The 24,636-nt window shown below is 71.8% G+C and carries 24 protein-coding genes; 12 read left to right on the top strand and 12 right to left on the bottom strand.

Translation table 11 applies throughout. The annotated features are described in order from the left end of the window. Positions 1-58: 58 nt before the first annotated feature. Positions 59-3,982, top strand: a complete 3,924-nt coding sequence (locus tag ACZ42A_RS06560; RefSeq protein WP_468526007.1) for a glycoside hydrolase family 2 TIM barrel-domain containing protein — start codon at positions 59-61, stop codon at positions 3,980-3,982. Between the two features lie 4 nt (positions 3,983-3,986). Here ACZ42A_RS06560 and ACZ42A_RS06555 read toward each other — a convergent pair whose 3' ends face one another. Beyond that, positions 3,987-5,090: a CapA family protein gene (locus ACZ42A_RS06555; protein WP_468526006.1), complete on the bottom strand. Its 1,104-nt coding sequence runs from the start codon at positions 5,088-5,090 to the stop codon at positions 3,987-3,989. A gap of 85 nt (positions 5,091-5,175) precedes the next feature. Here ACZ42A_RS06555 and ACZ42A_RS06550 point away from each other — a divergent pair, with 85 nt between their 5' ends. The 6 genes from ACZ42A_RS06550 to ACZ42A_RS06525 all read left to right on the top strand — a co-directional run bounded on the left by ACZ42A_RS06550 (position 5,176) and on the right by ACZ42A_RS06525 (position 9,186). Next, complete coding sequence (locus ACZ42A_RS06550; RefSeq protein ID WP_468526005.1) at positions 5,176-5,697, top strand: Hsp20/alpha crystallin family protein; 522 nt, start codon at positions 5,176-5,178, stop codon at positions 5,695-5,697. Then, positions 5,694-6,341: a phosphoribosyltransferase gene (locus tag ACZ42A_RS06545; protein WP_468526004.1), complete on the top strand. Its 648-nt coding sequence runs from the start codon at positions 5,694-5,696 to the stop codon at positions 6,339-6,341. The genes ACZ42A_RS06550 and ACZ42A_RS06545 overlap by 4 nt, the downstream gene beginning before the upstream one ends. Positions 6,342-6,352: 11 nt before the next feature. After that, positions 6,353-6,778: a CBS domain-containing protein gene (locus ACZ42A_RS06540; RefSeq protein ID WP_468526003.1), complete on the top strand. Its 426-nt coding sequence runs from the start codon at positions 6,353-6,355 to the stop codon at positions 6,776-6,778. Positions 6,779-6,791: 13 nt separating this feature from the next. Beyond that, complete coding sequence (locus tag ACZ42A_RS06535; protein ID WP_468526002.1) at positions 6,792-7,085, top strand: DUF6343 family protein; 294 nt, start codon at positions 6,792-6,794, stop codon at positions 7,083-7,085. A gap of 96 nt (positions 7,086-7,181) precedes the next feature. After that, a complete protein-coding gene (gene lpdA / locus ACZ42A_RS06530) occupies positions 7,182-8,594 on the top strand; it encodes a dihydrolipoyl dehydrogenase (RefSeq protein ID WP_468526001.1) in 1,413 nt (470 codons plus the stop codon). A 76-nt stretch (positions 8,595-8,670) separates the two neighbouring features. Further along, the gene (locus ACZ42A_RS06525; RefSeq protein ID WP_468526000.1) at positions 8,671-9,186 is read left to right on the top strand and encodes a DUF7144 family membrane protein; all 516 of its coding nucleotides are present in this window, start codon (positions 8,671-8,673) and stop codon (positions 9,184-9,186) included. Here ACZ42A_RS06525 and ACZ42A_RS06520 read toward each other — a convergent pair. Further along, complete coding sequence (locus tag ACZ42A_RS06520) at positions 9,167-9,529, bottom strand: ArsR/SmtB family transcription factor (RefSeq protein WP_468525999.1); 363 nt, start codon at positions 9,527-9,529, stop codon at positions 9,167-9,169. The genes ACZ42A_RS06525 and ACZ42A_RS06520 overlap by 20 nt on opposite strands. 57 nt (positions 9,530-9,586) lie before the next feature. Here ACZ42A_RS06520 and ACZ42A_RS06515 point away from each other — a divergent pair, with 57 nt between their 5' ends. The 3 genes from ACZ42A_RS06515 to ACZ42A_RS06505 are packed head-to-tail and all read left to right on the top strand — an operon-like array spanning position 9,587 to position 13,643. Continuing rightward, entirely contained in the window at positions 9,587-11,578 is a 1,992-nt protein-coding gene (locus tag ACZ42A_RS06515; RefSeq protein ID WP_468526153.1) for a heavy metal translocating P-type ATPase, read from the top strand. Between the two features lie 49 nt (positions 11,579-11,627). Then, the gene (locus ACZ42A_RS06510) at positions 11,628-13,151 is read left to right on the top strand and encodes an AlkA N-terminal domain-containing protein (RefSeq protein ID WP_468525998.1); all 1,524 of its coding nucleotides are present in this window, start codon (positions 11,628-11,630) and stop codon (positions 13,149-13,151) included. Positions 13,152-13,160: 9 nt separating this feature from the next. Then, a complete protein-coding gene (locus ACZ42A_RS06505; RefSeq protein WP_468525997.1) occupies positions 13,161-13,643 on the top strand; it encodes a methylated-DNA--[protein]-cysteine S-methyltransferase in 483 nt (160 codons plus the stop codon). Between the two features lie 13 nt (positions 13,644-13,656). Here the strand turns inward: ACZ42A_RS06505 and ACZ42A_RS06500 are convergent, their stop codons facing one another. Continuing rightward, positions 13,657-13,971 (bottom strand): hypothetical protein, encoded by a 315-nt coding sequence (locus tag ACZ42A_RS06500; protein WP_468525996.1) that lies wholly within the window; start codon positions 13,969-13,971, stop codon positions 13,657-13,659. Further along, positions 13,968-14,714, bottom strand: coding sequence for an SIR2 family NAD-dependent protein deacylase (locus ACZ42A_RS06495; protein WP_468525995.1), 747 nt, complete (start codon positions 14,712-14,714; stop codon positions 13,968-13,970). Before ACZ42A_RS06495 ends, ACZ42A_RS06500 begins: the two co-directional genes overlap by 4 nt. A 77-nt stretch (positions 14,715-14,791) precedes the next feature. Here ACZ42A_RS06495 and ACZ42A_RS06490 point away from each other — a divergent pair, with 77 nt between their 5' ends. After that, positions 14,792-14,989, top strand: coding sequence for a type II toxin-antitoxin system VapB family antitoxin (locus ACZ42A_RS06490; protein ID WP_468525994.1), 198 nt, complete (start codon positions 14,792-14,794; stop codon positions 14,987-14,989). A gap of 92 nt (positions 14,990-15,081) precedes the next feature. Here the strand turns inward: ACZ42A_RS06490 and ACZ42A_RS06485 are convergent, their stop codons facing one another. Both ACZ42A_RS06485 and ACZ42A_RS06480 read right to left on the bottom strand, forming a co-directional pair. Next, a complete protein-coding gene (locus ACZ42A_RS06485) occupies positions 15,082-15,582 on the bottom strand; it encodes an NUDIX domain-containing protein (protein ID WP_468525993.1) in 501 nt (166 codons plus the stop codon). Between the two features lie 65 nt (positions 15,583-15,647). Then, the gene (locus ACZ42A_RS06480) at positions 15,648-16,745 is read right to left on the bottom strand and encodes an ADP-ribosylglycohydrolase family protein (protein ID WP_468525992.1); all 1,098 of its coding nucleotides are present in this window, start codon (positions 16,743-16,745) and stop codon (positions 15,648-15,650) included. A 176-nt stretch (positions 16,746-16,921) separates the two neighbouring features. Between ACZ42A_RS06480 and ACZ42A_RS06475 the strand changes: the two genes are divergently transcribed. Further along, positions 16,922-18,064 carry a glycerate kinase gene (locus ACZ42A_RS06475; RefSeq protein ID WP_468526152.1) on the top strand — a complete coding sequence of 381 codons (1,143 nt, stop codon included), beginning with the start codon at positions 16,922-16,924 and terminating at the stop codon, positions 18,062-18,064. A gap of 193 nt (positions 18,065-18,257) precedes the next feature. On the opposite strand, the gene pssA is transcribed toward ACZ42A_RS06475, so the two are convergent. The 6 genes from pssA to ACZ42A_RS06445 form a co-directional block, all read right to left on the bottom strand. Further along, positions 18,258-19,109: a CDP-diacylglycerol--serine O-phosphatidyltransferase gene (gene pssA / locus ACZ42A_RS06470; protein ID WP_468525991.1), complete on the bottom strand. Its 852-nt coding sequence runs from the start codon at positions 19,107-19,109 to the stop codon at positions 18,258-18,260. Beyond that, entirely contained in the window at positions 19,096-19,752 is a 657-nt protein-coding gene (locus ACZ42A_RS06465; protein ID WP_468525990.1) for a phosphatidylserine decarboxylase, read from the bottom strand. The genes pssA and ACZ42A_RS06465 overlap by 14 nt, the downstream gene beginning before the upstream one ends. A 170-nt stretch (positions 19,753-19,922) precedes the next feature. Further along, positions 19,923-21,128, bottom strand: a complete 1,206-nt coding sequence (locus tag ACZ42A_RS06460; RefSeq protein WP_468525989.1) for an acyl-CoA dehydrogenase family protein — start codon at positions 21,126-21,128, stop codon at positions 19,923-19,925. A 2-nt stretch (positions 21,129-21,130) separates the two neighbouring features. Beyond that, complete coding sequence (locus tag ACZ42A_RS06455; protein ID WP_468525988.1) at positions 21,131-21,643, bottom strand: MaoC family dehydratase; 513 nt, start codon at positions 21,641-21,643, stop codon at positions 21,131-21,133. A 5-nt stretch (positions 21,644-21,648) separates the two neighbouring features. Next, complete coding sequence (locus tag ACZ42A_RS06450) at positions 21,649-22,608, bottom strand: HpcH/HpaI aldolase/citrate lyase family protein (RefSeq protein WP_468525987.1); 960 nt, start codon at positions 22,606-22,608, stop codon at positions 21,649-21,651. Next, a complete protein-coding gene (locus ACZ42A_RS06445; protein WP_468525986.1) occupies positions 22,605-24,632 on the bottom strand; it encodes a protein meaA in 2,028 nt (675 codons plus the stop codon). Before ACZ42A_RS06445 ends, ACZ42A_RS06450 begins: the two co-directional genes overlap by 4 nt. Positions 24,633-24,636 lie beyond the last annotated feature (4 nt).

Genomic DNA, 24,636 nt, shown 5'->3' with positions numbered 1-24,636 from the left:
TCAGAAGTCCCCTGGGGCCCGCGAGTTGAGTGGTTCACCGCCGAGGAAGGTCACGGTCATGCCGCACCCGCACGCACCGCACGCCCACCGCCCCGAACCGCCCGCCGACCGCCCGATCGTCAGCCGCCGCCGGCTGCTCGAAGGCGGCGCCGCCGTCCTCGGCGCGCTCGCCCTGTCCGCGCCGCCCGGCACGGCGTACGCCGCCGCCGCGCCTTCCGCCGCGCCGGACGGCACCCCCGAGTGGAACGGCCACATCGGCCTCTTCCGGATCGGGACCCAGCCGCCCCACACCACGCTGATGCCGTACGCGGAGGTCGGACAGGCACTGGACGGCGACCGGACGCGCTCGCCGTACCGGCTGAGCCTGGACGGCACCTGGAAGTTCGCCTACGCCGACCGCCCCGACGACCGGAACGCCGACTTCTACCGAACCGACGTCGACGACCGCGACTGGGACACCCTGCCCGTCCCCTCCGTCTGGCAGCTGCACGGCTACGACCGGCCGATCTACACCAACATCACCTACCCCTGGTGGGGCCCCAACGGCCTCGGCGAGGAACCGCGCCCGCCCGCCGCACCGACCCGCTACAACCCGGTCGGCCAGTACCGCCGTACCTTCACCGTGCCGCGCTCCTGGGCCGGCCGCCGCACCTTCCTGCACTTCGAGGGCGTGAAGTCGGCGCACTACGTATGGATCAACGGCGAGCTCGTCGGCTACCACGAGGACTCGTACACCCCCGCCGAGTACGACATCACCCCCTACCTGAAGTCCGGCACCAACCAGATCGCGGTGGAGGTCTACCGCTACTCCGATGGCGACTGGCTGGAGGACCAGGACATGATCCGGCTGAGCGGCATCTTCCGCTCGGTCTACCTCTACTCCACGCCGTCCGTACATCTGCGCGACTTCAAGCTGGACACCCCGCTGGGCGACGACTACACGGCCGCCGAGCTGAAGGTCACCGCGCACGTTCGTGACTACGGTGAGCGATCTGGTGGATCCGGTGGGCGGTATACCGTCGACACCATGCTGTACGACGCCGACGGCCGACCCGTCTGGCGCCGGCCGCTCCAGCGGTCCGTCGACGTCCCGGCCGGTGAGGAGGCCACCGTCGAGGCAGCCCAGGCGGTCCCCGAGCCCCGCCTCTGGTCGGCCGAGGACCCCTACCTCTACACCGCCGTCCTCCAGCTCCGCGACCCCGCCGGGAAGGTGATCGAGACCCTTTCGCACCGGGTCGGCCTGCGCGAGTTCGCGCTCAAGGACGGGCTGATGCGGATCAACGGCAAGCCGGTCTCCTTCCGCGGCGCCAACCGGCACGAGATGCACCCCGACCGCGGCACCGCCCTGACCCGCGCGGACATGGTGGACGACATCCGGCTGATCAAGCGGCTCAACATGAACAGCGTCCGCACCTCGCACTACCCCAACAACCCGCTGTGGTACGAACTCGCCGACGAGTACGGCCTGTACCTCGTCGACGAGGCCAACGTGGAGACCCACGGCATCCGCGGCGAGTACCCGGGCAACCACCCCGAGTGGACCGAGGCGTGCGTCGCCCGCGCGCAGAACATGGTGCACCGCGACAAGAACCACGCCTCGGTCGTCATCTGGTCCCTCGGGAACGAGGCGGGCGGCGGCACCACCTTCAACGCCATGTACGACTGGATCCGCTCCTACGACCCCACCCGGGTCATCCAGTACGAGGGCGACGACCGCCCGGGCATCAGCGACATCCGCTCCGAGATGTACGACAGCCCGCAGCGCGTCGAGGCCCGCGCGAAGGACACCGCCGACACCCGGTCGTACGTCATGATCGAGTACTCCCACGCGATGGGGAACTCCAACGGCAACTTCAAGAAGTACTGGGACCTCGTCCGCCGCCACGACGTCCTCCAGGGCGGCTGGATCTGGGACTTCGCCGACCAGTCGCTCAGCTGGCCGACGCCGCCGCGCATCCTGCTCACCGAGACCGGCCCCGCCGCCCTGAAGGGCGAGATCCTCGCCCCCGGCGGCACATTCGACCGCGCCAAGGGCCTGTCCGGCGGCACCGTCTTCGCCCGCGACGAGCGCCTGGATATCACGGGCTCGCTGACTCTGGAGGCCTGGATCACCCCGCATGTGACGGGGTATCACCAGCCGATCATCGCCAAGGGCGACACCCAGTACGCCCTGAAACAGACCAACAGCAACCTGGAGTTCTTCATCCACGGCGGCGGCCAGTGGATCAGCGCGAGCTGGGCGCTGCCCGCCGACTGGACCGGCACCGAACACCACATCGCGGGTGTCTTCGACGCGGACGCCGGCACCCTCACCCTCCATGTCGACGGCCAGGTCAGAGCCACCCGCACCACCACCCGGCGGCCGAGCAGCACCACCGCGCCCCTCGCCCTCGCCACCGACGTCGACAACTGGACCCGCGAGTTCAGCGGCACCATCCGCCGCGCCCGCGTCTACGCCCGCGCCCTCACCGCCGCCGAACTCGCCTCCGACGGCCGCGGCCCCGGCGACGAGGGCGTACGGTTCTGGTTCGACGCGGCCACCGTCGGCCACACCGAGAAACGGCCCCGCGAGAAGACCTTCTTCGCCTACGGCGGCGACTGGCGTGACAACCCCAACGACGGCAACTTCGTCGCCGACGGCATCGTCACCGCCGACCGCGGACACACCGGCAAGGCCGCCGAGATCAAGCGGATCCACCAGGCGATCAACGCCGCTCCCGCGGACGGCGGCGCCGGCGCGGTCACCCTCACCAACGAGTACCTGTTCACCAACCTCCGCGCCTACGACGGCCATTGGGCCCTGGTCGCCGACGGCAAGACCGTCCAGCGCGGCCGGCTCACCCGCGCCCAGCTCGACGTACCGCCCCTGTCCACGAAGCGGATCACCGTCCCCGTACGGCTGCCGCAGGACCCGCCGCCCGGCACCGAGTACTTCCTGGAGCTGTCCTTCACCACCAAGGAGCCCACCCCGTGGGCCGAGCGCGGCTTCGAGATCGCCCGGCAGCAACTCCCCCTCGACGCCGGCAGCCCCGAGGTGACGCCGGTGCCGTTGGCCCGCGTGCCCGCGCTGAGCCACACCGACGGCGACCGGGAGGTCACCGTCACCGGCGAGGACTTCTCCGTCACCGTCGACAAGCGGGCCGGCGTCATCACCTCCTACGAGGCCCGGGGCAAGGCCCTGATCGTCTCCGGACCCACGCCCAACTTCTGGCGGGCCCCCACCGACAACGACAAGGGCAACGGCCAGCACACCCGCAACCAGACCTGGCGCGACGCCGGAGCCCGCCGCACCGTGGCCGAGGTACGGGTGCGCACCCTGAGCGACAAGGCCGTCGAGGTCACGGTGACCGGCACCCTGCCGACCACCGTCGCCTCCGCCTACTCCACCACCTACACCGTCTTCGGCAACGGCGAGATCAAGGTCGACAACACCCTGCGTCCCGGCGCGGCCTCCCTGCCGTACATCCCCGAGGTCGGCACCATGCTGTTCCTGCCGGGGCGCTTCGAGCACCTGCGCTACTACGGCCGCGGCCCCGAGGAGAACCACTGGGACCGCAACAACGGCACCGACGTCGGCGTGTACTCCGGGACCGTCTCCGGGCAGTGGACGCCGTACATCCGCCCGCAGGAGAACGGCAACAAGACCGACGTCCGCTGGATCGCGCTCACCGACGACAGCGGCGCCGGGCTGCTGGTCAGCGGGGAGCCGCTGCTGGAGGTCAACGCCTCCCACTTCACCCCCGAGGACCTGTCCGTCGGGGTGCGCCACGACTACCAGCTCACGCCCCGCGAGGAGGTCGTGCTGCGGGTCAGCCACCGGCAGATGGGCGTCGGCGGCGACAACAGCTGGGGCGCGCACACGCACGACGAGTACAAGCTGTTCGCCGGCCGCGACTACTCCTACACCTACCGGCTGCGTCCGCTGGCCGACGTAGAGGAGGCGATGACGGCGTCCCGGCGGCCCACGGCCACCGAGGCGTAACCCGCTACCAGCGGACCTCGAAGCCGCCCTCCGGACCGGAGACGACATCGGCGCCGACGGCGATCCCGTCGAGCGTCATGCGCAGCCAGGCGCGGTCGTCTCCGGCCGGGTGCTCCAGCCGCATCCGCCGGGCCTGGAACGGGACCATGCGCAGCCCGGCCAGCCGTCCCGTCCCCGCCTCCACCGACACCAGGTAGGCCAGCCGCAGGTCGTCGCGGTACTCCTCGTAGCCGACGATGCCCTCGTAGTCGTCGATGAAGTCCCCGCAGCCGTACAGCACCAGCCGCTCCCGGTACACCTCGATCCGGCGCGGATGGTGCGAGGAGTGGCCGTGGACGACGTCCACCCCGCCGTCGACGAGCGTGTGCGCGAAACGCACCTGGTCCTGGGGGATGCGATACCCCCAGTTCGAGCCCCAGTGCACGGAGACGACCACCAGGTCGCCGGGGCGCCGCGCCCGCCCCACCCGGCGCAGCACCTCTTCGGCGGCCGGGGGCGACGGCGCCGGCGCGTACGCGACGCCCGACTGCTCCGGCGTCGCCGCCCAGCTCGGCGGGACCCCGCTCGAGGTCATCCCGAGCGCGAAGACCAGCACCCGCGTGCCGGAAACGGTGTCGATCACGGCGGGCGCGTACGCCTCGTCCGCGTCCCGGCCCGCGCCCGCCACCCGCAGCCCCGCACCGGCCAGCACCTCCAGCGTCTCCGCCAGACCCCGCCGCCCGAAGTCCAGGACGTGGTTGTTGGCCAGCACGCACACATCGGGCCGGGCCACCGTCAGGGCGGGCAGGTTCGCCGGGTGCATCCGGTAGTGCACCGCCTTGCCGGGCGCGAACTCGCCGTCCGCCGTCACGGCCGTCTCCAGGTTCACGATCCGCCCGTCCGGCGCGGCCCCGGCCAGCACCGGCAGCGCCTCGCCCCACGGCCACTCGGGGTCCACCGGCGCGGGCACCGGCCCGTTCACCGCCTCCGCCAGCGCCACATAGCCCCGGGCATCGCGCACGTAGTCCTCCCGCAGCCCCGGATCACCGGGGTGCGCGAGGATCTGGTCGACGCCGCGCCCGAGCATCACGTCCCCGCACAGGAACAGCGTCACGACACCGCCCTCCATGCCTCCACCGTAGGCCGCCACGTGTGGTTCGCGTCGCCGGGGAAACCCGGGCCACGTGAGGGACGGACGAGAAGGGAGGCGTGCCATGAACACGCCCGCGCGGCGTGGCGGCGGCCCCCTGGAGCCGCGTCGGGGGCCCGGCTGGGCCGGCGCACCGTGGGACTGGGACCCGCTCGCGGAGCTCCAGCGGCTGTGGCGTGACATGGGCCGCACCTTCGACCGGGGCACGCCCGCGTGGGGCGGCGTCGCCTGGGTGCCCGCGGTCGAGGAGGACGAGACCGACGACGCCTACGAGATCCGCGCCGAGCTGCCCGGCATCCCGCGCGAGCAGATCACCGTCGACGTCGACGAGCACGAGCTGCGGATCTCCGGCGAACTGAGCGAGGAACAGCAGGGCCGCACGCTCGCCCGGCGCAGCGGCCGCTTCTTCTACCGCACCAGCCTGCCCACGGGCGCGGACCCGGAGCGGGCCGAGGCGGACCTGACCGACGGCATCCTGCGGGTCCGGCTCCCCAAGTCCGAGGCACCGAGACGGCGCCGCCTGGAGATCGGCGGAACGGACCGGGAAACGGACCGGGAGACGGACCGGACGGGGGCGGACACATGACGACACGGTTCCACGACCGCGCGCACGCCGGCCGCGAGCTGGCCGAGCATCTGCGCATCCTCCAGGAGAAGGGACTCCTGCCGCATCCCGTCGTCCTCGCCCTGCCCCGCGGCGGCGTCACGGTCGCCCGGGAGGTCGCCCGGGCCCTCGGCGCATCGCTCGACGTGCTTGTCGTACGGAAGATCGGGGCGCCGTTCCACGAGGAGTTCGGCGTGGGCGCCCTCGCCGGCGACGAACCCCCGCTGTTCGACCAGCGGTCCCTGGACCAGACCGGGCTCACCGAGGACGACCTCGCCCCGGTGGTGGAGCGGGAGCGGGCCGAGCTGCGCCGCCGCGAGGAGCGCTACCGGGAGGGCCGCCCCGCGCCGGAACTGGAGGGGTGTACCGCCATCCTCGTCGACGATGGACTGGCCACCGGCGCCACCGCCCGCGCCGCCGTGCGCTCCGTGCGCGGCCGGCAGCCCGAGCGGATCGTCGTCGCCGTGCCGGTGGCGTCCCACGAGGCGGTCGAGCTGCTGCGCCACGAGGCCGACGACGTGGTCTGCCTCATGCGGCCGAGCCCCTTCCACGCGGTCGGCCTCTGGTACGAGAACTTCGACCAGCTGACCGACGACGACGTCCTCAAGGTCCTGCACGGCGGCTAGGAGGTGCCCCGATGACCAGGTACGTACGCGACGTGATGTCGCCCGGCGCGGCCGCCGTCGAACCCATGACGACCATCGCCAAGGCCGCCCAGGTGATGCGCGAGCAGAACATCGGCGACGTCCTGGTGGCGTACGACTGCGATCTGTTCGGCGTCCTCACCGACCGGGACATCACCGTCCGGGCGGTCGCCGAGGGCCGCGACCCCAGGGTCACCACCGTGGGCTCGCTGTGCACCAGGCCGCCCGTGATCACCCTCGAACCCGACGACACCACCGACCACGCCGTCGAGCTGATGCGCAAGTACGCCGTGCGGCGGCTGCCCGTCGTCGAGCACGGCGGCTGCCCCGTCGGCATGGTCAGCCTCGGCGACCTCGCCACCACGGAGGACCCGCACAGCGCACTCGCCGACATCAGCCGGGCGGATCCCAACCGCTGAGGAGGCACCCTCCGTGCACCGGAACCAGGCCGCGCGACGGTCCCGCAGCGGCACCGAACCCGTCACCGCGCGGAGCCCCCTGCGGCTGCGGCTGCTGCTCAGCTCGATGTTCCTGCCGCTGTTCGCCGCGGCGGCCGTCCTCTTCGGCTTCGGAGCGGCGAACTCCGGGCCGGGCGACAGCCCGGACACCGGCGTCCTCACCGGCCTCGCCGTCGCCTGCGCGGCGCTCGCCGTGATCGCCGCCGTGGACGGGGCGGTCGTACGCCGCCGGATGCGCCGCGAGCGGGGCACGCATCGCCGGACGTAGCGGCGGCCGGTGGCGAGGAGCGGTGCGGGACGGAACAATCCGAACGAAACGTCCGACCGCAGGAAACGTCCGACCGCACCGAAAGGGACCTCGCGCATGGTTGAGCAGGACGAGCGCTTCGACGTCGTCGTACTCGGCGCCGGCCCCGGCGGGTACGTCGCCGCCATCCGCGCCGCCCAGCTGGGCAGGAGCGTCGCCGTCGTCGAGGAGAAGTACTGGGGCGGCGTCTGTCTCAACGTCGGCTGCATCCCCACCAAGGCCCTGCTGCGCAACGCCGAGCTCGCGCACATCGTCACCCGCGAGGCGAAGACCTTCGGCATCAGGTCGGACGCGCCGATCACCCTCGACTACGGGGAGGCGTTCCGGCGCAGCCGCCGGGTCGCCGACGGCCGGGTCAAGGGCGTCCACTACCTGATGAAGAAGAACAAGATCACGGAGTTCGACGGCCGCGGCACCTTCCTCGACCCGCACACCCTCCAGGTCACCGACTACGAGGGCACCACCCGCACCATCGGCTTCGAGAACTGCATCATCGCCACGGGCGCCACACCGAAGCTGCTGCCCGGCACCAAGCGCAGCGCGCGCGTGGTCACCTACGAGGAGCAGATCCTCGCCGAGGACCTGCCGAGGTCCATCATCATCGCGGGCGCCGGCGCCATCGGCATCGAGTTCGCCTACGTCCTGCACAACTACGGCGTGAAGGTCACCGTCGTCGAGTTCCTGGACCGCGTCGCCCCCACCGAGGACGCCGACGTCTCCGCCGAACTCGCCAAGCAGTACCGCCGCCTCGGCATCGACGTGCTCACCTCCACCCGTGTCGACGCCATCGACGAGTCCGGCCCGCAGGTCCGGGTCACCGTCACCGCCAAGGACGGCTCCCAGCGGATCCTGGAGGCCGACAAGGTGCTCCAGGCCCTCGGCTTCGGCCCGAACGTCGAGGGGTACGGCCTGGAGAACACCGGCGTCCGGCTCACCGAGCGGGGCGCGATCGACGTCGACGCCCGCTGCCGCACCTCCGTCCCGCACCTCTACGCCATCGGCGACGTCACCGCGAAGCTGATGCTCGCGCACGCCGCCGAGGCGATGGGCGTGGTCGCCGCGGAGACCATCGCGGACGCCGAGACCATGGAACTCGACTACGTGATGATCCCCCGCGCCACCTACTGCCAGCCCCAGATCGCCAGCTTCGGCTACACCGAGGCCCAGGCCCGCGACCTCGGCCACGACGTCAAGGTCGCCAAGTTCCCCTTCACCGCCAACGGCAAGGCGCACGGCCTCGGCGACACCACCGGCTTCGTGAAGCTCATCAGCGACGCGCAGTACGGCGAGCTGATCGGCGGCCACCTGATCGGCCCCGACGTCACCGAGCTGCTGCCGGAGCTGACCCTGGCCCAGCAGTGGGACCTCACGGTCCACGAGGTCGCCCGCAACGTGCACGCCCACCCGACGCTGGGCGAGGCCCTCAAGGAGGCCGTGCACGGACTCGCCGGACACATGATCAACTTCTAGCGGCCGGAAGCCCGAGCTCACCCGAACGGGCCCGCACCGCTCGCCGCCGCCCCGCCGCCGCGATCTGCTGTTCCCCATGAGTGAAGAGACAGGACGGACAGGCCAGGAGGGGCAGCCGGATCGGCCCCCGGAGGGCGAGATCGGCACCGCGTGGACGGCCGACCGGCGCTCCGAGCGCGGCCCCGGGCGCTCCGGGCCCGCACGGCAGAGCGACTGGGTGTCCGGCGGCGTCACCTTCGCCGGGGTGCTGATGCTGTGCGGCGGTGTGCTGGCCGTGCTCCAGGGCATCGCGGCCATCGCCGAGGACGACGTCTACGGCCGTATCGGCAGCTACGTCTACGAACTCGACCTCACCGGCTGGGGCTGGATCCACGTCGTCCTGGGCGCCCTCGTGGCCGCCACGGGCTGGGGCGTGCTCAGCGGCGCCGCCTGGGCGCGGTTCACCGGGATCTTCCTGACCTCGCTCAGCCTGGTCGCGCAGTTCCTGTTCCTGCCGTACGCGCCCCTGTGGTCCCTCGTCATGATGGTGATCGACATGTTCGTCCTCTGGGCGCTGGCCGCGTGGACCCCCGCTACTCGGCCGAGTCGCTGATCCCCAGGCGCAGATGCTCCACGTGGTACACGGCCTGGTCGAGGAGTTCGGCGACATGGTGGTCGTGCAGCGCGTACACCACCGACCGGCCGCGGCGCTCGCCCACGACCAGGCCCAGATTGCGCAGCAGCCGCAGCTGGTGCGAGCAGGCCGACTGCTCCATGCCCACCTCGGCGGCCAACTCGGTGGCCGGCAGCGGACCTTCGCGCAGCCGGGCGAGGATCAGCAGCCGGGAGGGGGTGGAGAGCGCCTGGAGCGTGGTGGCCACCTTCGCGACGTTGTCCGCGTCGAGACGGACGCGCTCGGGGGCGCTCTGCGCGGTGGTGACGGCTCCATGACCCATGGCGGGTATCTTACTCACCGTACATGAACGAATGAATGAGTCTTCATGTGTTCCTGTATGGTGTGGCGCGTGTCCGCGACTCTTGCTCCCCAACCGACCCCTGCCCGCACCCTGACGGCGCCCCGCCGCCGCACCCGCGTCCTCGCCCTCCCCGAGGCCCGCTGGGCGCTCGCCGCGCTGGTCGCCTTCCTGCTGGGACTCGCGCTCGATCTCGGCGGCGCGCCCGTCTGGACCTACGGGATCCTGTATGCGGTCGCCTATGTCGCCGGCGGCTGGGAGCCGGCCCTCGAAGGGCTGCGCGCCCTGCGCGAGAAGACGCTCGACGTCGACCTGCTGATGATCGTCGCCGCCCTGGGCGCCGCCGCGATCGGCCAGGTCCTCGACGGCGCCCTGCTGATCGTCATCTTCGCCACCTCCGGCGCCCTGGAGGCCCTGGCCACCGCCCGCACCGCCGACTCGGTGCGCGGCCTGCTCGACCTCGCCCCCACCACCGCGACCCGCGTCCGCGACGACGGCACCGAGGAGACCGTGCCGGCCGGCGACCTGGCCGTCGGCGACATCCTGCTCATCCGCCCGGGGGAGCGGATCGGCGCCGACGGCACCGTCCTGGACGGTGTCAGCGAGGCCGACCAGGCCACCATCACCGGCGAACCCCTCCCGGTCGTCAAGCGCCCCGGCGACGAGGTCTTCGCCGGCACCCTCAACGGCACCGGCTCGCTGCGCGTCCGCGTCGACCGCGATCCGGCCGACTCGGTCATCGCCCGGATCGTCACCCTGGTCGAGGAGGCCTCCCGCACCAAGGCGCCCACGCAGCTGTTCATCGAGAAGATCGAACAGCGCTACGCCGTCGGCGTGGTCGCCGCCACCCTCGCCGTCTTCGCCGTCCCCCTCGCGTTCGGCGAGAACCTCACCGACGCCCTGCTCCGCGCGATGACCTTCATGATCGTCGCGTCGCCGTGCGCGGTCGTGCTCGCCACCATGCCCCCGCTGCTGTCCGCCATCGCCAACGCCGGCCGCCACGGTGTGCTGGTCAAGTCGGCCGTCGCGATGGAACGCCTCGGCGAGGTCGACACCGCCGCCCTCGACAAGACCGGCACCCTCACCGAAGGCGCCCCCGAGGTCACGGCCGTACGGCCGCTGCCCGGCTCCGGGCTCGACGAGGAGCAGCTGCTGGCCCTGGCCGCGGCGGCGGAGCACCCCAGCGAGCACCCGCTGGCCCGGGCGATCGTGGCGGCGGCGCGGGCCCGGGAGCTGCCGGTCGCGACGGCGGAGGACTTCGTGGCGACGCCGGGGCAGGGGGTCACGGCGACGGTGGACGGTCGGCGGGTGACGGTCGGCCGTACGCAGGATGCTGTATACGCCGACCGCCAGCTCTCCGTATCCGGCAGCGAGGATGTCGTATCCGGCGAACACCGAGGCGCCACCGTCGTCACCGTCACCCGCGACGGCACCCCCGTCGGCACCCTCGCCCTCACCGACCGCCTGCGCCCCGACGCAGCGTCGACCACCGCCGCCCTCACCGCCCTCACCGGCACCGCCCCGGTCCTGCTCACCGGCGACAACGCGCACACCGCCGCCCGCGTCGCCGAGGCCACCGGACTCACCGACGTCCGTGCGGAGCTGCTGCCGGAGGACAAGGTGAAGGCCGTACGCGAGATCCAGGAGGCCGGCCGCAAGGTGCTGTTCGTCGGCGACGGCGTCAACGACGCCCCCGCCCTCGCCGCCGCCCACTCCGGTATCGCGATGGGCCGCGCCGGCTCCGACCTGGCGCTCGAGACCGCCGACGCGGTGATCGTCCGCGACGAACTCGCCACCGTCCCGGCGGTCGTCCGCCTGTCCCGCGCCGCCCGCCGCCTGGTGGTGCAGAACCTGGTCATCGCCGGTACGTTCATCACCGTCCTGGTCGTCTGGGACCTGGTCGGCCACCTCCCGCTGCCGCTCGGCGTCGCCGGTCACGAGGGTTCGACCGTGCTGGTCGGCCTGAACGGGCTGCGGCTGCTGCGCGAGTCCGCGTGGCGATCCGGGACGGTCCAGGACAGCCGAGGTTGATGTCGGAATCTCGCCAGCCCGCATGCGTCCGGTACCGGATGCTGGACGCATGCAGATGGGGATGCACACCGACACCGAGCGCTGCGTGCGCGCCGTCCAGTCCAAGGATGCCCGGTTCGACGGCTGGTTCTTCACCGCCGTCCTGACCACCCGGATCTACTGCCGGCCCAGCTGCCCGGTCGTGCCGCCCAAGCCGGAGAACATGGTGTTCCACCCGAGCGCGGCCGCCTGCCAGCAGGCCGGCTTCCGGGCCTGCAAGCGCTGCCGCCCGGACACCAGCCCCGGCTCCCCGGAGTGGAACCAGCGCGCCGACCTCGTCGCCCGCGCCATGCGGCTGATCGGCGACGGCGTCGTGGACCGCGAGGGCGTCCCCGGCCTCGCCGCCCGGCTCGGCTACAGCACCCGGCAGATCGAACGCCAGCTGCTCGCCGAGCTGGGCGCCGGCCCGCTCGCCCTGGCCCGCGCCCAACGGGCGCAGACGGCCCGCCTGCTGATCGAGACGACGGCCCTGCCCATGGCGGAGATCGCCTTCGCCGCCGGCTTCGCCTCCATCCGCACCTTCAACGACACCGTCCGCGAGGTCTTCGCCCTCACCCCGAGCGAACTACGTGCCCGGGCACCCAGGAAGAGCGGGGCCCTTGCGGAGGGCACCCCGGGCGCGATCTCCCTCCGCCTCCCCTTCCGCGCCCCGCTCCACCCCGACAACCTCTTCGGCCACCTCGCGGCCACCGCCGTCCCCGGCGTCGAAGAGTGGCTCCCCCACAGCCCTAAAGGCGTGGGCGGTACCCCCACCGGCGCCTACCGCCGCACCCTGCGCCTGCCGTACGGCCACGGCATCGTCGCCCTGACCCCGAAGCCGGACCACATCGCCTGCCGCCTCACCCTCACCGACCTGCGCGACCTGCCCGTCGCCATCAGCCGCTGCCGCCGCATGCTCGACCTGGACGCCGACCCGGTCGCCGTCGACGACCAGCTGCGCGCCGACCCGGTCCTTGCCCCGCTGGTCGACAAGGCGCCCGGCCGACGCGTCCCGCGCACCGTCGACGAGGCCGAGTTCGCCGTACGCGCGGTGCTCGGCCAGCAGGTCTCCACGGCCGCCGCCCGCACCCACGCGGCCCGCCTGGTCAGCGCGCACGGCGAGCGGATCGACGACCCGGAAGGCGGCCTCACGCACCTCTTCCCGGCGCCGGACGCACTCGCCGCCGTCGACCCGGAGCACCTGGCGATGCCCCGCACCCGCCGCACCACGTTCACCACCCTCGTCCGCCAACTCGCCGACGGATCCCTCCACTTGGGCGTGGAAAGCGACTGGCCCGAAGCCCGCGCCAAACTCCTCGCCCTGCCCGGCTTCGGCCCCTGGACGGCCGACGTCATCGCCATGCGCGCCCTCGGCGACCCCGACGCCTTCCTCCCCACCGACCTCGGCATCCGCCGCGCCGCCCGCGACCTGGGCCTGCCCTCCACACCGGCGGCGCTCACCGCCCGTGCGACGGCCTGGCGGCCGTGGCGGGCGTACGCCGTCCAGTACCTGTGGGCGACGGACAGCCACCCGATCAACTTCCTTCCGGTCTGAGGACGTTCCATGAGACAGCACACCGTGATCGACAGCCCGTACGGCCCGCTGACCCTGGTCGCCGACGACGGCGCCCTGTGCGGCGTCTACATGGAGAACCAGCGCCACCGCCCGCCCGAGGAGACCTTCGGCGCCCTCGACGAGCGCCCCTTCGCCGAGGCGGAGGAACAGCTCGAGGCCTATTTCGCGGGCGAGCTGACCGAGTTCACCCTCCCGCTCAGCCTGCACGGCACCCCGTTCCAGCGCACCGTCTGGGAGCACCTGCGCACCATCCCGTACGGCGAGACCCGCACGTACGGCCAACTCGCCGCCGCCCTCGGCAACCCCAAGGCCTCCCGCGCGGTCGGCCTCGCCAACGGCAGGAACCCGATCGGCATCATCGTCCCCTGCCACCGCGTCGTCGGCACCGACGGCAGCCTCACCGGCTACGGCGGCGGCCTGGACCGCAAACGCCGCCTGCTGGACTTCGAGCGCGGCACCGCGCTGTTCTGAAACCCGCGGACCGCTAGCCGTCCAGCAGCGCCCACCGCACGGCCGCCACCCCGCCCAGCACCAGGGCCGGCACCACCCACGCCCCTCCCATGACGCGTCGCACCGACGGAAACAGCCACAGCGCCGTGGCCGCGGCGGATGCCCCGACGGCGAGCAGGCAGGAGAGGACGACAGCGGCGTACGCGCCGTCGTCCCATGGGCCGTTCGGCCGGGTGATCAGCGCAGCCCAGCAGAAGAACGCGGAGACGAGGGTGAGCAGGGTCAGCGGAACGGCGAACACCCCGCGCAGCCGGCCACGGTCGTCGTCCTCGTGGTAGGGGGCCGTCACGCGCGCGCTTCCCTCCCCTCGCCGCCGAGTTCGCGGAGCAGTGCGGGCAGGGCCGTGCCGATCGGCTCCCGGATCACCTCGTCGGCCAGGTCGTCGTACGGTGTCGGCTCGGCGTTGACGATGATCAGGCGGGCGCCGTGGTCGGCGGCGACGCCCGCGAGGCCGGCGGCGGGCTGCACCTGGAGGCTGGTGCCGACGGCGATGAAGACCTGGCACGCCTTGGTGACGGCGACGGCCTCGCCGAGGACCATGGGGTCGAGGCGTTCGCCGAACATCACCGTCGCCGGCTTCAGGATCCCGCCGCACTCCGGGCACGGCGGATCCGCCTCCCCGGCGTCGATCCGGGCGAGCGCGTCCTCCATCGGGCCGCGGGCGTGGCACGTCGTGCACACGTAACGGCGGGCGGTGCCGTGGAGTTCGAGGACCTTGCGGTCGGGCATTCCGGCGAGCTGGTGCAGGCCGTCCACGTTCTGGGTGATCACGCGTACGGGGACCCCGGACCGCTCCAGCTCGGCCACCGCCCGGTGCGCGGCGTTCGGCCGGGCGTCCAGTGTCCTGTTCTGCCGCCGCATCTGCCAGGAGCGGCGGCGGATCTCCGGATCGCCCATGTAGTACTCGTAGGTCACCAGCTTCTCGGCCTCCGGGTCCCGTCGCCACAGCCCGTTGGGGCCGCGGTAGTCGGGGATACCGGAGTCGGTGGAGATGCCGGCGCCGGTCAGCAGGGCGACGAGGGGTCCGCTCATGCCGCCGAGCGTAGGGCGGGCGGGGCACCGAGGCGAACGGATATCCGAGCGGCCGGGTGCGGTGCTAGGGTCCGCGCATGGCCAAGGTCACCGTGTCGCTCGATGCCGAACTCGTCGTGGAAGCCATGGTGCTCGCCGGCGTCGGCAGCCCCCAGGACGCCGTGGAACTCGTGCTGCGCGACTACGTCGAGCGCGGCCACCGCACCGAGGCCAGGGTCGCCGCCCGGGACGAGGCCCTGCGCGAGATCGAGATCAAGCCGCGCGAAGAGGGCTGACCGCCGGGCGCGGCAGTCCGTGACCGCGGGGCCGCGTGCCCGCGTCGGTCCGTGACCGCCGGGCCGCGTCAGGCCGCGTCCGACGGGCCGCGTCAGTCCGCGACCACCGGGCGCCCGTTCTCCAGCTCCACCGGACCCGAGCCGTCCGCCAGCACGTCCAGGGCGGCCAGCACCCGGTGGCCCAGCTCGCCCGGCAGGTAGTCGGTCAGTTCCTCGCGGGGCACCAGCCGCCAGGACAACAGTTCCTCCTCCTGCAGCCGGATCGCCTTGAAGTCGTCCTCGTCGAGCACCCCGCCGTCGTAGAGGTACGCCACCAGCGGGGGCCGGAGCGGGCCCTGCACCCAGTCCACCGCGAGCAGCCGGCCCAGCGTGCGGTCCAGGCCGATCTCCTCGGCGGTCTCGCGGCGCGCGCCCTGGCGCGGGGTCTCGCCGTCGTCGGACTCGACGGTGCCGCCGGGCAGCGCCCAGCCGTCCCGGTAGTTGGGCTCGACGAGCAGCACCCGCCCCTCGGCGTCCCGGAAGAGCGCGGCGGCTCCGGCGAGTACCCGGGGCAGACCGGCGATGTACGCGGCGAAGTCAGGAGTGTGGGTCATCCTGGAAGGGTAACCAGCGCGCGGTCCCGCCTTCTCCGGCGCGCGTGGCCCCGGATCGCGCCGCCCTACGCCCTCGCGCGCGCCAGCCGCACCGTGCGCTCCGCCAGCTCGCTGATCCGCACCCCGTCGAAGCCGAAGACCGCGCTGCGCACCGTGTCCTCCAGCGGGTCCTTCCACTGGCCGGGGATGGCCGCGGCGCCGGTGAGGACGCCCGCCACCGAGCCCGCCGTGGCCCCGTTGGAGTCGGTGTCGAGACCGCCGCGGACGGTGAGCGCGATGGTGCGGGTGAAGTCGCCGCCGCCGTAGAGCAGCCCGGCGGTGAGCACGGCCGCGTTCGGCACGACGTGGATCCAGTGCGCCCCGGCGGTCTCCTCGGACACCGTCGCCAGGGTGTCCTCCCAGCTCATCCGGGTGTCGTGCAGCGACATCACCCGGCGCACGGTGCGCGCCAGCCGGCTGCTCGCCGGGACGACGGTCAGCGCCGTGTCGAGGGCGTCGCGGACGGTGGGCGCGGTGAACGCGGCGGAGATCAGCGCCGCCGCCCACATCGCGCCGTAGACGCCGTTGCCGGTGTGCGAGAGCACCGCGTCCCGGCGGGCCAGCGAGGCGGCCTGGCGGGGGACGCCGGGGCAGGTCCAGCCGTGGATGTCGGCACGGATCAGGGCGCCGATCCACTCCTGGTACGGATTGTCGTACGTCGCGGTCAGCGGCGGCCTCAGCCCGTTCGCGAGGTTGCGGTAGGCCGCGCGCTCCGCCGTGAAGGTCTGGAGGTACGGCAGCCGCAGCAGCCACAGGTCGCCGACCTGCTCGGTGCTGAAGCCGAAGCCGTGCGTCTCCAGCAGGTGCAGGCCGAGGATCGCGTAGTCGACGTCGTCGTCGCGGCAGCTGCCGTGGACGCGGCCGCGCACGCAGTCGCGCCACTCCGGGCGCAGCGGCGGCAGGTCGTCGCCGGCGGGCGGCTCGGGGAGGTAGTCGGTCAGCGGCAGGGCGTCCGTGCGGCGCAGATAGCGGTCGATGCGCTCGCGCGTCCACACCTCGCCCTGCTCGACCGGTTTGCCCAGCATGTTGCCCGCGATCCGGCCGAGCCAGCCGCCGAGGACCCGGTCGGCGAGGTCCGGGCCGGTGAGGACGGGGGTCGGGGCTTCGCTGCCCACAGAGGTCATAATTTCCGGTTTACCCGTTTCCCGCTCCCTTCCACCGGGGCGGCCCGGGGCGTTCCACGCTCCGGGCAGGGGCATGACGGCGAGGGCGCCTGGAGGTTAAGGTCGCAGCGGCGCGACTGCCTTGACGTGCGCAAGGCTCGGAGAGCAAGGGGAAAAGCAAGGTGGCTGACGCTGCACTGGACGGCGCCCGCAGGGTGCTCATCGCCGCGGACAAGTTCAAGGGCTCGCTGACGGCCGTGGAGGTCGCCGAGCGGGTCACCGCCGGGCTGCGCCGGATCGTACCGGACCTCGCGGTCGAGGCGATGCCCGTGGCCGACGGCGGCGACGGCACCGTGGCCGCGGCGGTCGCCGCCGGGTTCGAACGCCGCGAGGTGCGGGTCGCGGGGCCGCTCGGCGACGAGGTGACCGCCGCGTACGCGCTGCGCGGGGACACCGCGGTCGTGGAGATGGCCGAGGCCAGCGGGCTGCAGCGGCTGCCCGCCGGGGTCTTCGCCCCGCTGACCGCCTCCACTTACGGCTCCGGCGAGCTGCTGCGCGCCGCGCTGGACGCCGGGGCGCGCACGATCGTGTTCGGCGTCGGCGGGAGCGCGACCACGGACGGCGGCGCGGGCATGCTGGCCGCGCTCGGGGCGCGCTTCCTGGACGCCGACGGGGAGCCGGTGCCGCCCGGCGGCGGGGGCCTGAGCGCGCTCGCCTCCGCGGACCTGTCCGGTCTCGACCCGCGCCTCGCGGACATCGAGCTGGTGCTCGCCAGCGACGTCGACAACCCGCTGACCGGCCCGAAGGGCGCCCCGGCGGTCTACGGCCCGCAGAAGGGCGCCTCCCCGGACGACGTGGCCGCCCTGGACGCGGCGCTCGCGCACTACGCGAAGGTGCTCGCCGAGACGCCCGGCGTCGGTGCGAAGGCCGCGGAGTACGCCGAGTCGCCGGGCGCGGGCGCGGCCGGCGGTATCGGCTACGGCGCGCTGCTGGTCGGGGCCCGCTTCCGGCCCGGTATCGAGGTCATGCTGGACGTGCTCGGGTTCGCACCGGCGCTGGAGCGGGCCGATCTGGTGATCACCGGTGAGGGGTCGCTGGACGAGCAGACCCTGCACGGCAAGGCGCCGGCGGGCGTCGCCGCGGCGGCGCGGGCGACGGGCAAGGAGGTCGTCGCGGTGTGCGGGCGGCTGGCGCTGGCGCCCGAGGTGCTGGGGCGTGCCGGGATCCGCCGGGCGTACCCGCTCACGGAGGTGGAGCCGGACGTGGCGAAGTGCATCGCCGAGGCGGGGCCGATTCTGGAGCGGGTGGCGGAGTCCATCGCCCGTGACTTCCTGAGCTGAGGCCGTGGCGGGGCGGGGCCGGGAGGTTTTCGCCCCCGCCGCCCCTACCCTTCCCGTCCCCGGGGGCTGCCGCCCCCGGACCCCCGCTTCGGCCCTGAACGGGCCTCGTCCTCAAAACTTTCTCCCTGGACATGCGAAGGGCCCCGAACCACCCGGTTCGGGGCCCTTCGGCGTCGTATGACCGCTACGACCGCTACGGAAGCTGTGCCGCCCGCGCCTCGCGGCGGTTGTCGCGGAAGTTGTTCACCCGGCGGGCCGTGGCGAACAGCGGGATCACCGCGCCGAGGACCAGCTGGAGCGCGCAGCCGGCCTGGAGGAGGAGCTGGCCGCCGGGGGCGTCGAAGGCCCAGGCAGCGAGAAGACCCATCGCGGAGACGATCCAGGCCAGCATCGCCACCGCCAGCGGGCCGCGCGGCTTCGGGTACTCGACCCGGCTGACCATCAGCCACGCCGTGCCGAGGACCGCCAGCAGCGTCGCCTCGAAGGGCAGCTCCAGCAGGACGATCGAGACCACCGTCAGCGCGCCGAACGGCGATGGCATGCCCTGGAACATGCCGTCCTTCATCGTCACGCAGGAGAATCTCGCCAGCCTGAGTACGACCGCCAGGAGTACGACGATCGCGCCGACCGCCGCCACCCGCTGGTGCGCGTCGTTCGCGACCATGCCGTAGACCAGGACGAAGTACGCCGGGGCCAGGCCGAAGCTGATCAGGTCCGACAGGTTGTCCAGCTCGGCGCCCATGGGGGAGGAGCGCAGCTTGCGCGCCACCAGGCCGTCGAACAGGTCGAAGACCGCCGCGCACAGCATGAGGATCACCGCGGTGGCCGCGCTGTGGCGGGCCATGCCGGTCTCCTGGCTGCCCGTGAGGTGCGGGATCAGGATGCCGGTGGTGGTGAAGTACACCGCCATGAAGCCGCACGTGGCGTTGCCGAGGGTGAGGGTGTCCGCTATCGACAGGCGGAGCGAGAGCGGCATCTCCTCCTCGTCGTCCTCGATGGCCTCGGGGACCCAGCCCGGCTGCGCCTCCGGATCAGTCACGGTCAATGCGAGTCACCCCAGCCACTGTCTTCTGGCCGACCTCCACCGCGACCTCGACGCCCTCGGGCAGGTACAGGTCGACGCGGGAGCCGAAGCGGATCAGACCGATCCGGTCGCCCTGCTCGACCTTGGTGCCCTGCGGGATGTAGGGGACGATACGGCGGGCCACCGCGCCGGCGATCTGGATCATCTCGATGTCGCCCAGCTCGGTGTCGAAGTGCCACACGACCCGCTCGTTGTTCTCGCTCTCCTTGTTGAAAGCGGGAACGAAGCCGCCCGGGACGTGCTCCACCGACGTCACCGTGCCGGCCAGCGGCGCGCGGTTGACGTGGACGTTGAGCGGGCTCATGAAGATCGCGACGCGGGTGCGCCCGTCCTTCCACGGCATGATGCTCTGCACCACACCGTCGGCGGGCGAGATGACCCGGCCCTGGGCGATCTCGCGCTCGGGGTCGCGGAAGAACCACAGCATCCCCGCCGCGAGCGCGGTGGCGGGAACGGCGACGGCCTTGGCGGCGCCGGAGCGGCGGGCCCGGGCCAGGCTGAGGGCTGCGGTGGCGACGGTCGGGAGAAGCCACGGCGATGCTCCGCGCGCGAGGCGTACGCCGACTCGGCTGTCGCGAGGTGCAGAGGTTTGGCTGTGGGGCATGGATGACCTTCGTAGCGGATGATGCCGCGCTTCTGACGGGGGACGGCGGCTTTCCGGCGATCGTAGCGGCTAACCGCCACAACTGGGTAAGGCAGGAAGCCGAGTCGGCGGCCGAAGAGTGCCTACGGGGTGTGATCTTCTTCTCGAAGAAAACACCCCGTTCCGGGCAATCAGCCCTGGAATCGATACTCTTCGAGCAACCTGCGCCCGATGATCATTTTCTGGATCTCGGCGGTACCTTCACCGATGAGCAGCATCGGGGCCTCGCGGTAGAGGCGCTCGATCTCGTACTCCTTGGAGAAGCCGTAGCCGCCGTGGATCCGGAAGGCATCTTCCACGACCTCCTTGCAGTACTCGGAGGCGAGGTACTTCGCCATCCCTGCTTCGAGGTCGTTTCGCTCCCCGGAGTCCTTTTTGCGCGCTGCGTTCACCATCATGGCATGGGCGGCCTCGACCTTGGTAGCCATCTCCGCCAGCTTGAACTGGATGGCCTGGTGCTGGGCGATCGGCTTGCCGAAAGTGTGACGCTGCTGGGCGTACTGGACACCCAGTTCGAACGCACGCTGAGCGACGCCGCAACCACGCGCCGCGACGTTGACGCGGCCGACCTCGACGCCGTCCATCATCTGGTAAAAACCGCGTCCGGTGACCCCGCCGAGCACCCGGTCGGCGGGAAGCCGCAGGCCATCCATGATCAGCTCGGTGGTGTCGACGCCCTTGTAGCCCATCTTGTCGATCTTGCCGGGGATCGTCAGACCCGGGCGGACCTCGCCGAAGCCCGGCTCCTTCTCGATCAGGAAGGTCGTCATCGACTTGTGCGGGGCCGTGCCCTCGGGGTGTCCTTCGTCACTTCGGACGAGGACGGCCACCAGGGACGACGTACCGCCGTTCGTCAGCCACATCTTCTGACCGGTGAGGACGTACTCGTCGCCGTCCTTGACCGCCTTCGACGTGATGGCCGACACATCGGAGCCCAGGCCCGGCTCCGACATCGAGAAGGCGCCGCGGATGTCGCCGGCCGCCATCCTCGGCAGGAAGTGGTCCTTCTGCTCCTGCGTGCCGTGCTGCTTGAGCATGTACGCCACAATGAAGTGCGTGTTGATGATGCCGGAGACCGACATCCAGCCGCGGGCGATCTCCTCCACGCACAGCGCGTACGTCAGCAGCGACTCGCCCAGACCCCCGTACTCCTCGGGGATCATCAGACCGAACAGGCCCAGCTCCTTCAGGCCGTCCACGATCTGCTGCGGGTACTCGTCGCGGTGCTCCAGCTCCGTCGCGACCGGGATGATCTCCTTGTCCACGAAGTCGCGGACCGTGGAGAGGATCTCCTGCTGGACGTCCGTGAGGCCGTGGGTCTGGGCGAGGCGGGCCATGGTTACTTCTCCTGCTCCTTGAGCTGGGGGCGGCCCGGCTGCTCGCCGCCGCGCTCCTTGATGTACGTCTCGGTGGGCACCATCACCTTGCGGCGGAACACGCAGACCAGCGTGCCGTCCTGCTTGTAGCCCTTGGTCTCGACGTAGACGATGCCGCGGTCGTTCTTCGACTTCGACGGCCACTTGTCGAGCACGGTCGTCTCGCCGTAGATCGTGTCGCCGTGGAAGGTCGGCGCCACGTGCTTGAGCGACTCGATCTCCAGGTTGGCGATCGCCTTGCCGGAGATGTCCGGCACGCTCATGCCGAGCAGCAGGGAGTAGATGTAGTTCCCGACGACGACGTTCTTGCCGAAGTCCGTCGTCTTCTCCGCATAGTTCACGTCCATGTGGAGCGGGTGGTGGTTCATGGTGAGGAGACAGAACAGGTGGTCGTCGTACTCGGTGACCGTCTTGCCCGGCCAGTGCTTGTACGTCGCCCCGACCTCGAACTCCTCGTAGGTCCGTCCGAACTGCATGGCCGTCACGCCTCCGGGATCTCGAACGTGCTGGTGCGCCGCATGCCGGCGGCGCGGCCCTTGCCCGCGATGACCAGGGCCATCTTCCGGCTGGCCTCGTCGATCATCTCGTCGCCGAGCATCGCCGAGCCCTTCTTGCCGCCCGCCTCGGACGTGTAGTACTCGTACGCGTCCAGGATCAGCTCGGCGTGGTCGTAGTCCTCCTGCGAGGGGGAGAAGACCTCGTTCGCCGCGTCGACCTGGCCGGGGTGCAGCACCCACTTGCCGTCGAAGCCGAGCGCGGCGGCGCGGCCGGCGACCTCGCGGAAGCCGTCGACGTTGCGGATCTGGAGGTAGGGGCCGTCGATCGCCTGGAGGTTGTTGGCGCGGGCCGCCATGAGGATCTTCATCAGGATGTAGTGGTAGGCGTCCGCCGGGTAGCCGGGCGGCTGCTCGCCCACGACCAGCGACTTCATGTTGATCGACGCCATGAAGTCGGCCGGGCCGAAGATGATCGTCTCGATGCGCGGGGAGGCCTGCGCGATCGCGTTGACGTTGTTCAGGCCCTGCGCGTTCTCGATCTGCGCCTCGATGCCGATCCGGCCGACCTCGAAGCCCATGGTCTTCTCGATCTGGGTCAGGAGGAGGTCGAGCGCGACGATCTGCTCGGCGTTCTGCACCTTCGGCAGCATGATGCAGTCGAGGTTCGGGCCGGCGCCCTCGACGACCGTGACGACGTCGCGGTACGTCCACTCGGTCGTCCAGTCGTTGACGCGCACCACACGCGTCTTGCCGGTCCAGTCGCCCTCGTTGAGGAACTTCACGATGGTGTGCCGCGCCTCGGGCTTGGCGAGCGGCGCGCACGCGTCCTCCAGGTCGAGGAAGACCTGGTCCGCCGGGAGGCCCTGCGCCTTCTCCAGGAAGCGCGGGTTGCTTCCCGGCACCGCGAGACAGGAGCGGCGGGGACGCAGACGGTTGACGGTCATGCGGGGACCTCCAGGGGGTCGAGCTTGTTCGCTGTCCGGATCTCGTCGACGATGCGGCCGATGATTCCGGTGATGTCGAAGTCCTTCGGGGTGAAGACCGCGGCCACTCCGGCGGCGCGCAGCTGTTCGGCGTCACCGTTGGGGATGATGCCACCTGCGATCACCGGGATATCTGTGGCACCGGCCACACGGAGCCGTTCGAGCACGTCCGGCACCAGCTGCGCGTGGGAGCCGGAGAGGATGGACAGGCCGACCGCGTGCACGTCCTCGGCGAGGGCGGCGTCCACGATCTGCTCCGGCGTCAGCCGGATGCCCTGGTAGACCACCTCGAAGCCCGCGTCGCGGGCCCGCACGGCGATCTGCTCGGCGCCGTTGGAGTGCCCGTCCAGGCCCGGCTTGCCGACCAGGAAGCGCAGCTTGCCGACGCCCATCTCCCGGGCGGTCAGCTCCACCTTGCGGCGCACCTCGGCCAGCTTGGAGCCCTCCTCGGCGGGGATCGCCACCGGCGCCGACGAGACGCCCGTGGGCGCCCGGAACTCGCCGAACACCTCGCGCAGGGCCCCGGCCCACTCGCCGGTCGTGACACCGGCGCGGGCGCACTCCAGGGTGGCCTCCATGAGGTTGTCGGTGCCCCGCGCGGCCTCCTTCAGCCGCTCCAGCGCCTTGCAGGGGCGCGGGTGGTTGAAGGGCGGCTGGTAGCGGGTGTCGCGCCAGTGCTGGAGGGACTCGATGACGCGGGCCTCGACGGCCGGGTCGACCGTCTGGATCGCCGTGTCCAGGTCGGCGGTCAGGGGGTTCGGCTCGGTCGACTCGAAGATGTTGACGCCGACGATCTTCTCCTGGCCGGACTCGATCCGCGCGCGGCGCTCGGCGTGCGAGGCGACCAGCTGCGACTTGAGGTAGCCGGACTCGACGGCGGCCATCGCGCCGCCCATCTCCTGGATCCGCTCGATCTCGGCCAGCGACGCCTCGACCAGCTCGGAGACCTTCGCCTCGATCACCTTCGAGCCCTCGAAGATGTCGTCGTACTCCAGCAGGTCGCTCTCGTAGGCGAGCACCTGCTGGATGCGCAGCGACCACTGCTGGTCCCAGGGGCGGGGGAGGCCCAGCGCCTCGTTCCAGGCCGGGAGTTGGACGGCGCGGGCGCGGGCGTCCTTGGACAGGGTCACCGCCAGCATCTCCAGCACGATCCGCTGGACGTTGTTCTCCGGCTGTGCCTCGGTCAGACCGAGGGAGTTGACCTGGACGCCATAGCGGAAGCGGCGCTGCTTGGGGTTCTCGATGCCGTACCGCTCGCGCGTGATCCTGTCCCAGATGCGGCCGAACGCCCGCATCTTGCACATCTCCTCGACGAAGCGGACACCCGCGTTGACGAAGAAGGAGATGCGGGCGACGACGTCGCCCATGCGCTCCTGCGGCACCTGGCCGGAGTCGCGCACGGCGTCCAGGACCGCGATCGCGGTGGACATCGCGTACGCGATCTCCTGCACCGGCGTGGCGCCCGCCTCCTGCAGGTGGTAGCTGCAGATGTTGATCGGGTTCCACTTCGGGATGTGGGAGACCGTGTACGCGATCATGTCCGTCGTCAGGCGGAGCGACGGCCCCGGCGGGAACACGTGGGTGCCCCGGGACAGGTACTCCTTGACGATGTCGTTCTGGGTCGTCCCCTGGAGCTTGGTGATGTCCGCGCCCTGCTCCTCGGCGACGACCTGGTAGAGCGCCAGCAGCCACATGGCCGTGGCGTTGATCGTCATCGAGGTGTTCATCTGCTCCAAGGGGATGTCCTGGAACAGCCGGCGCATGTCACCGAGGTGCGCGACGGGCACCCCGACCCGGCCGACCTCGCCGCGGGCGAGGATGTGGTCGGAGTCGTAGCCGGTCTGGGTCGGCAGGTCGAAGGCGACCGACAGACCCGTCTGGCCCTTGGCGAGGTTGCGCCGGTACAGCTCGTTGGACGCCTCGGCGGTCGAGTGCCCCGCGTACGTCCGCATGAGCCACGGCCGGTCCTTCTGACGCTCTGTCATCTGC

It is taken from the genome of Streptomyces sp. NPDC030838, from assembly GCF_055572035.1.
The sequence above is the reverse complement of the archived record's forward strand: the minus strand, read 5'-3'. Positions and strand labels throughout refer to the sequence as shown.

Bases quoted from the DNA above. Each gene is read 5' to 3' on its own strand.
- lpdA (WP_468526001.1), top strand. From the start codon at position 7,182: ATGGTTGAGCAGGACGAGCGCTTCGACGTCGTCGTACTCGGCGCCGGC.
- ACZ42A_RS06550 (WP_468526005.1), top strand. From the start codon at position 5,176: ATGAACACGCCCGCGCGGCGTGGCGGCGGCCCCCTGGAGCCGCGTCGG.
- ACZ42A_RS06525 (WP_468526000.1), top strand. From the start codon at position 8,671: ATGAGTGAAGAGACAGGACGGACAGGCCAGGAGGGGCAGCCGGATCGG.
- ACZ42A_RS06490 (WP_468525994.1), top strand. From the start codon at position 14,792: ATGGCCAAGGTCACCGTGTCGCTCGATGCCGAACTCGTCGTGGAAGCC.
- ACZ42A_RS06520 (WP_468525999.1), bottom strand. From the start codon at position 9,529: ATGGGTCATGGAGCCGTCACCACCGCGCAGAGCGCCCCCGAGCGCGTC.
- ACZ42A_RS06485 (WP_468525993.1), bottom strand. From the start codon at position 15,582: ATGACCCACACTCCTGACTTCGCCGCGTACATCGCCGGTCTGCCCCGG.
- ACZ42A_RS06465 (WP_468525990.1), bottom strand. From the start codon at position 19,752: ATGCCCCACAGCCAAACCTCTGCACCTCGCGACAGCCGAGTCGGCGTA.
- ACZ42A_RS06480 (WP_468525992.1), bottom strand. From the start codon at position 16,745: ATGACCTCTGTGGGCAGCGAAGCCCCGACCCCCGTCCTCACCGGCCCG.
- ACZ42A_RS06540 (WP_468526003.1), top strand. From the start codon at position 6,353: ATGACCAGGTACGTACGCGACGTGATGTCGCCCGGCGCGGCCGCCGTC.
- ACZ42A_RS06460 (WP_468525989.1), bottom strand. From the start codon at position 21,128: ATGGCCCGCCTCGCCCAGACCCACGGCCTCACGGACGTCCAGCAGGAG.
- ACZ42A_RS06560 (WP_468526007.1), top strand. From the start codon at position 59: ATGCCGCACCCGCACGCACCGCACGCCCACCGCCCCGAACCGCCCGCC.
- ACZ42A_RS06455 (WP_468525988.1), bottom strand. From the start codon at position 21,643: ATGCAGTTCGGACGGACCTACGAGGAGTTCGAGGTCGGGGCGACGTAC.
- ACZ42A_RS06510 (WP_468525998.1), top strand. From the start codon at position 11,628: ATGCAGATGGGGATGCACACCGACACCGAGCGCTGCGTGCGCGCCGTC.
- ACZ42A_RS06515 (WP_468526153.1), top strand. From the start codon at position 9,587: ATGGTGTGGCGCGTGTCCGCGACTCTTGCTCCCCAACCGACCCCTGCC.
- ACZ42A_RS06495 (WP_468525995.1), bottom strand. From the start codon at position 14,714: ATGAGCGGACCCCTCGTCGCCCTGCTGACCGGCGCCGGCATCTCCACC.
- ACZ42A_RS06505 (WP_468525997.1), top strand. From the start codon at position 13,161: ATGAGACAGCACACCGTGATCGACAGCCCGTACGGCCCGCTGACCCTG.
- ACZ42A_RS06555 (WP_468526006.1), bottom strand. From the start codon at position 5,090: ATGGAGGGCGGTGTCGTGACGCTGTTCCTGTGCGGGGACGTGATGCTC.
- ACZ42A_RS06545 (WP_468526004.1), top strand. From the start codon at position 5,694: ATGACGACACGGTTCCACGACCGCGCGCACGCCGGCCGCGAGCTGGCC.
- ACZ42A_RS06445 (WP_468525986.1), bottom strand. From the start codon at position 24,632: ATGACAGAGCGTCAGAAGGACCGGCCGTGGCTCATGCGGACGTACGCG.
- ACZ42A_RS06450 (WP_468525987.1), bottom strand. From the start codon at position 22,608: ATGACCGTCAACCGTCTGCGTCCCCGCCGCTCCTGTCTCGCGGTGCCG.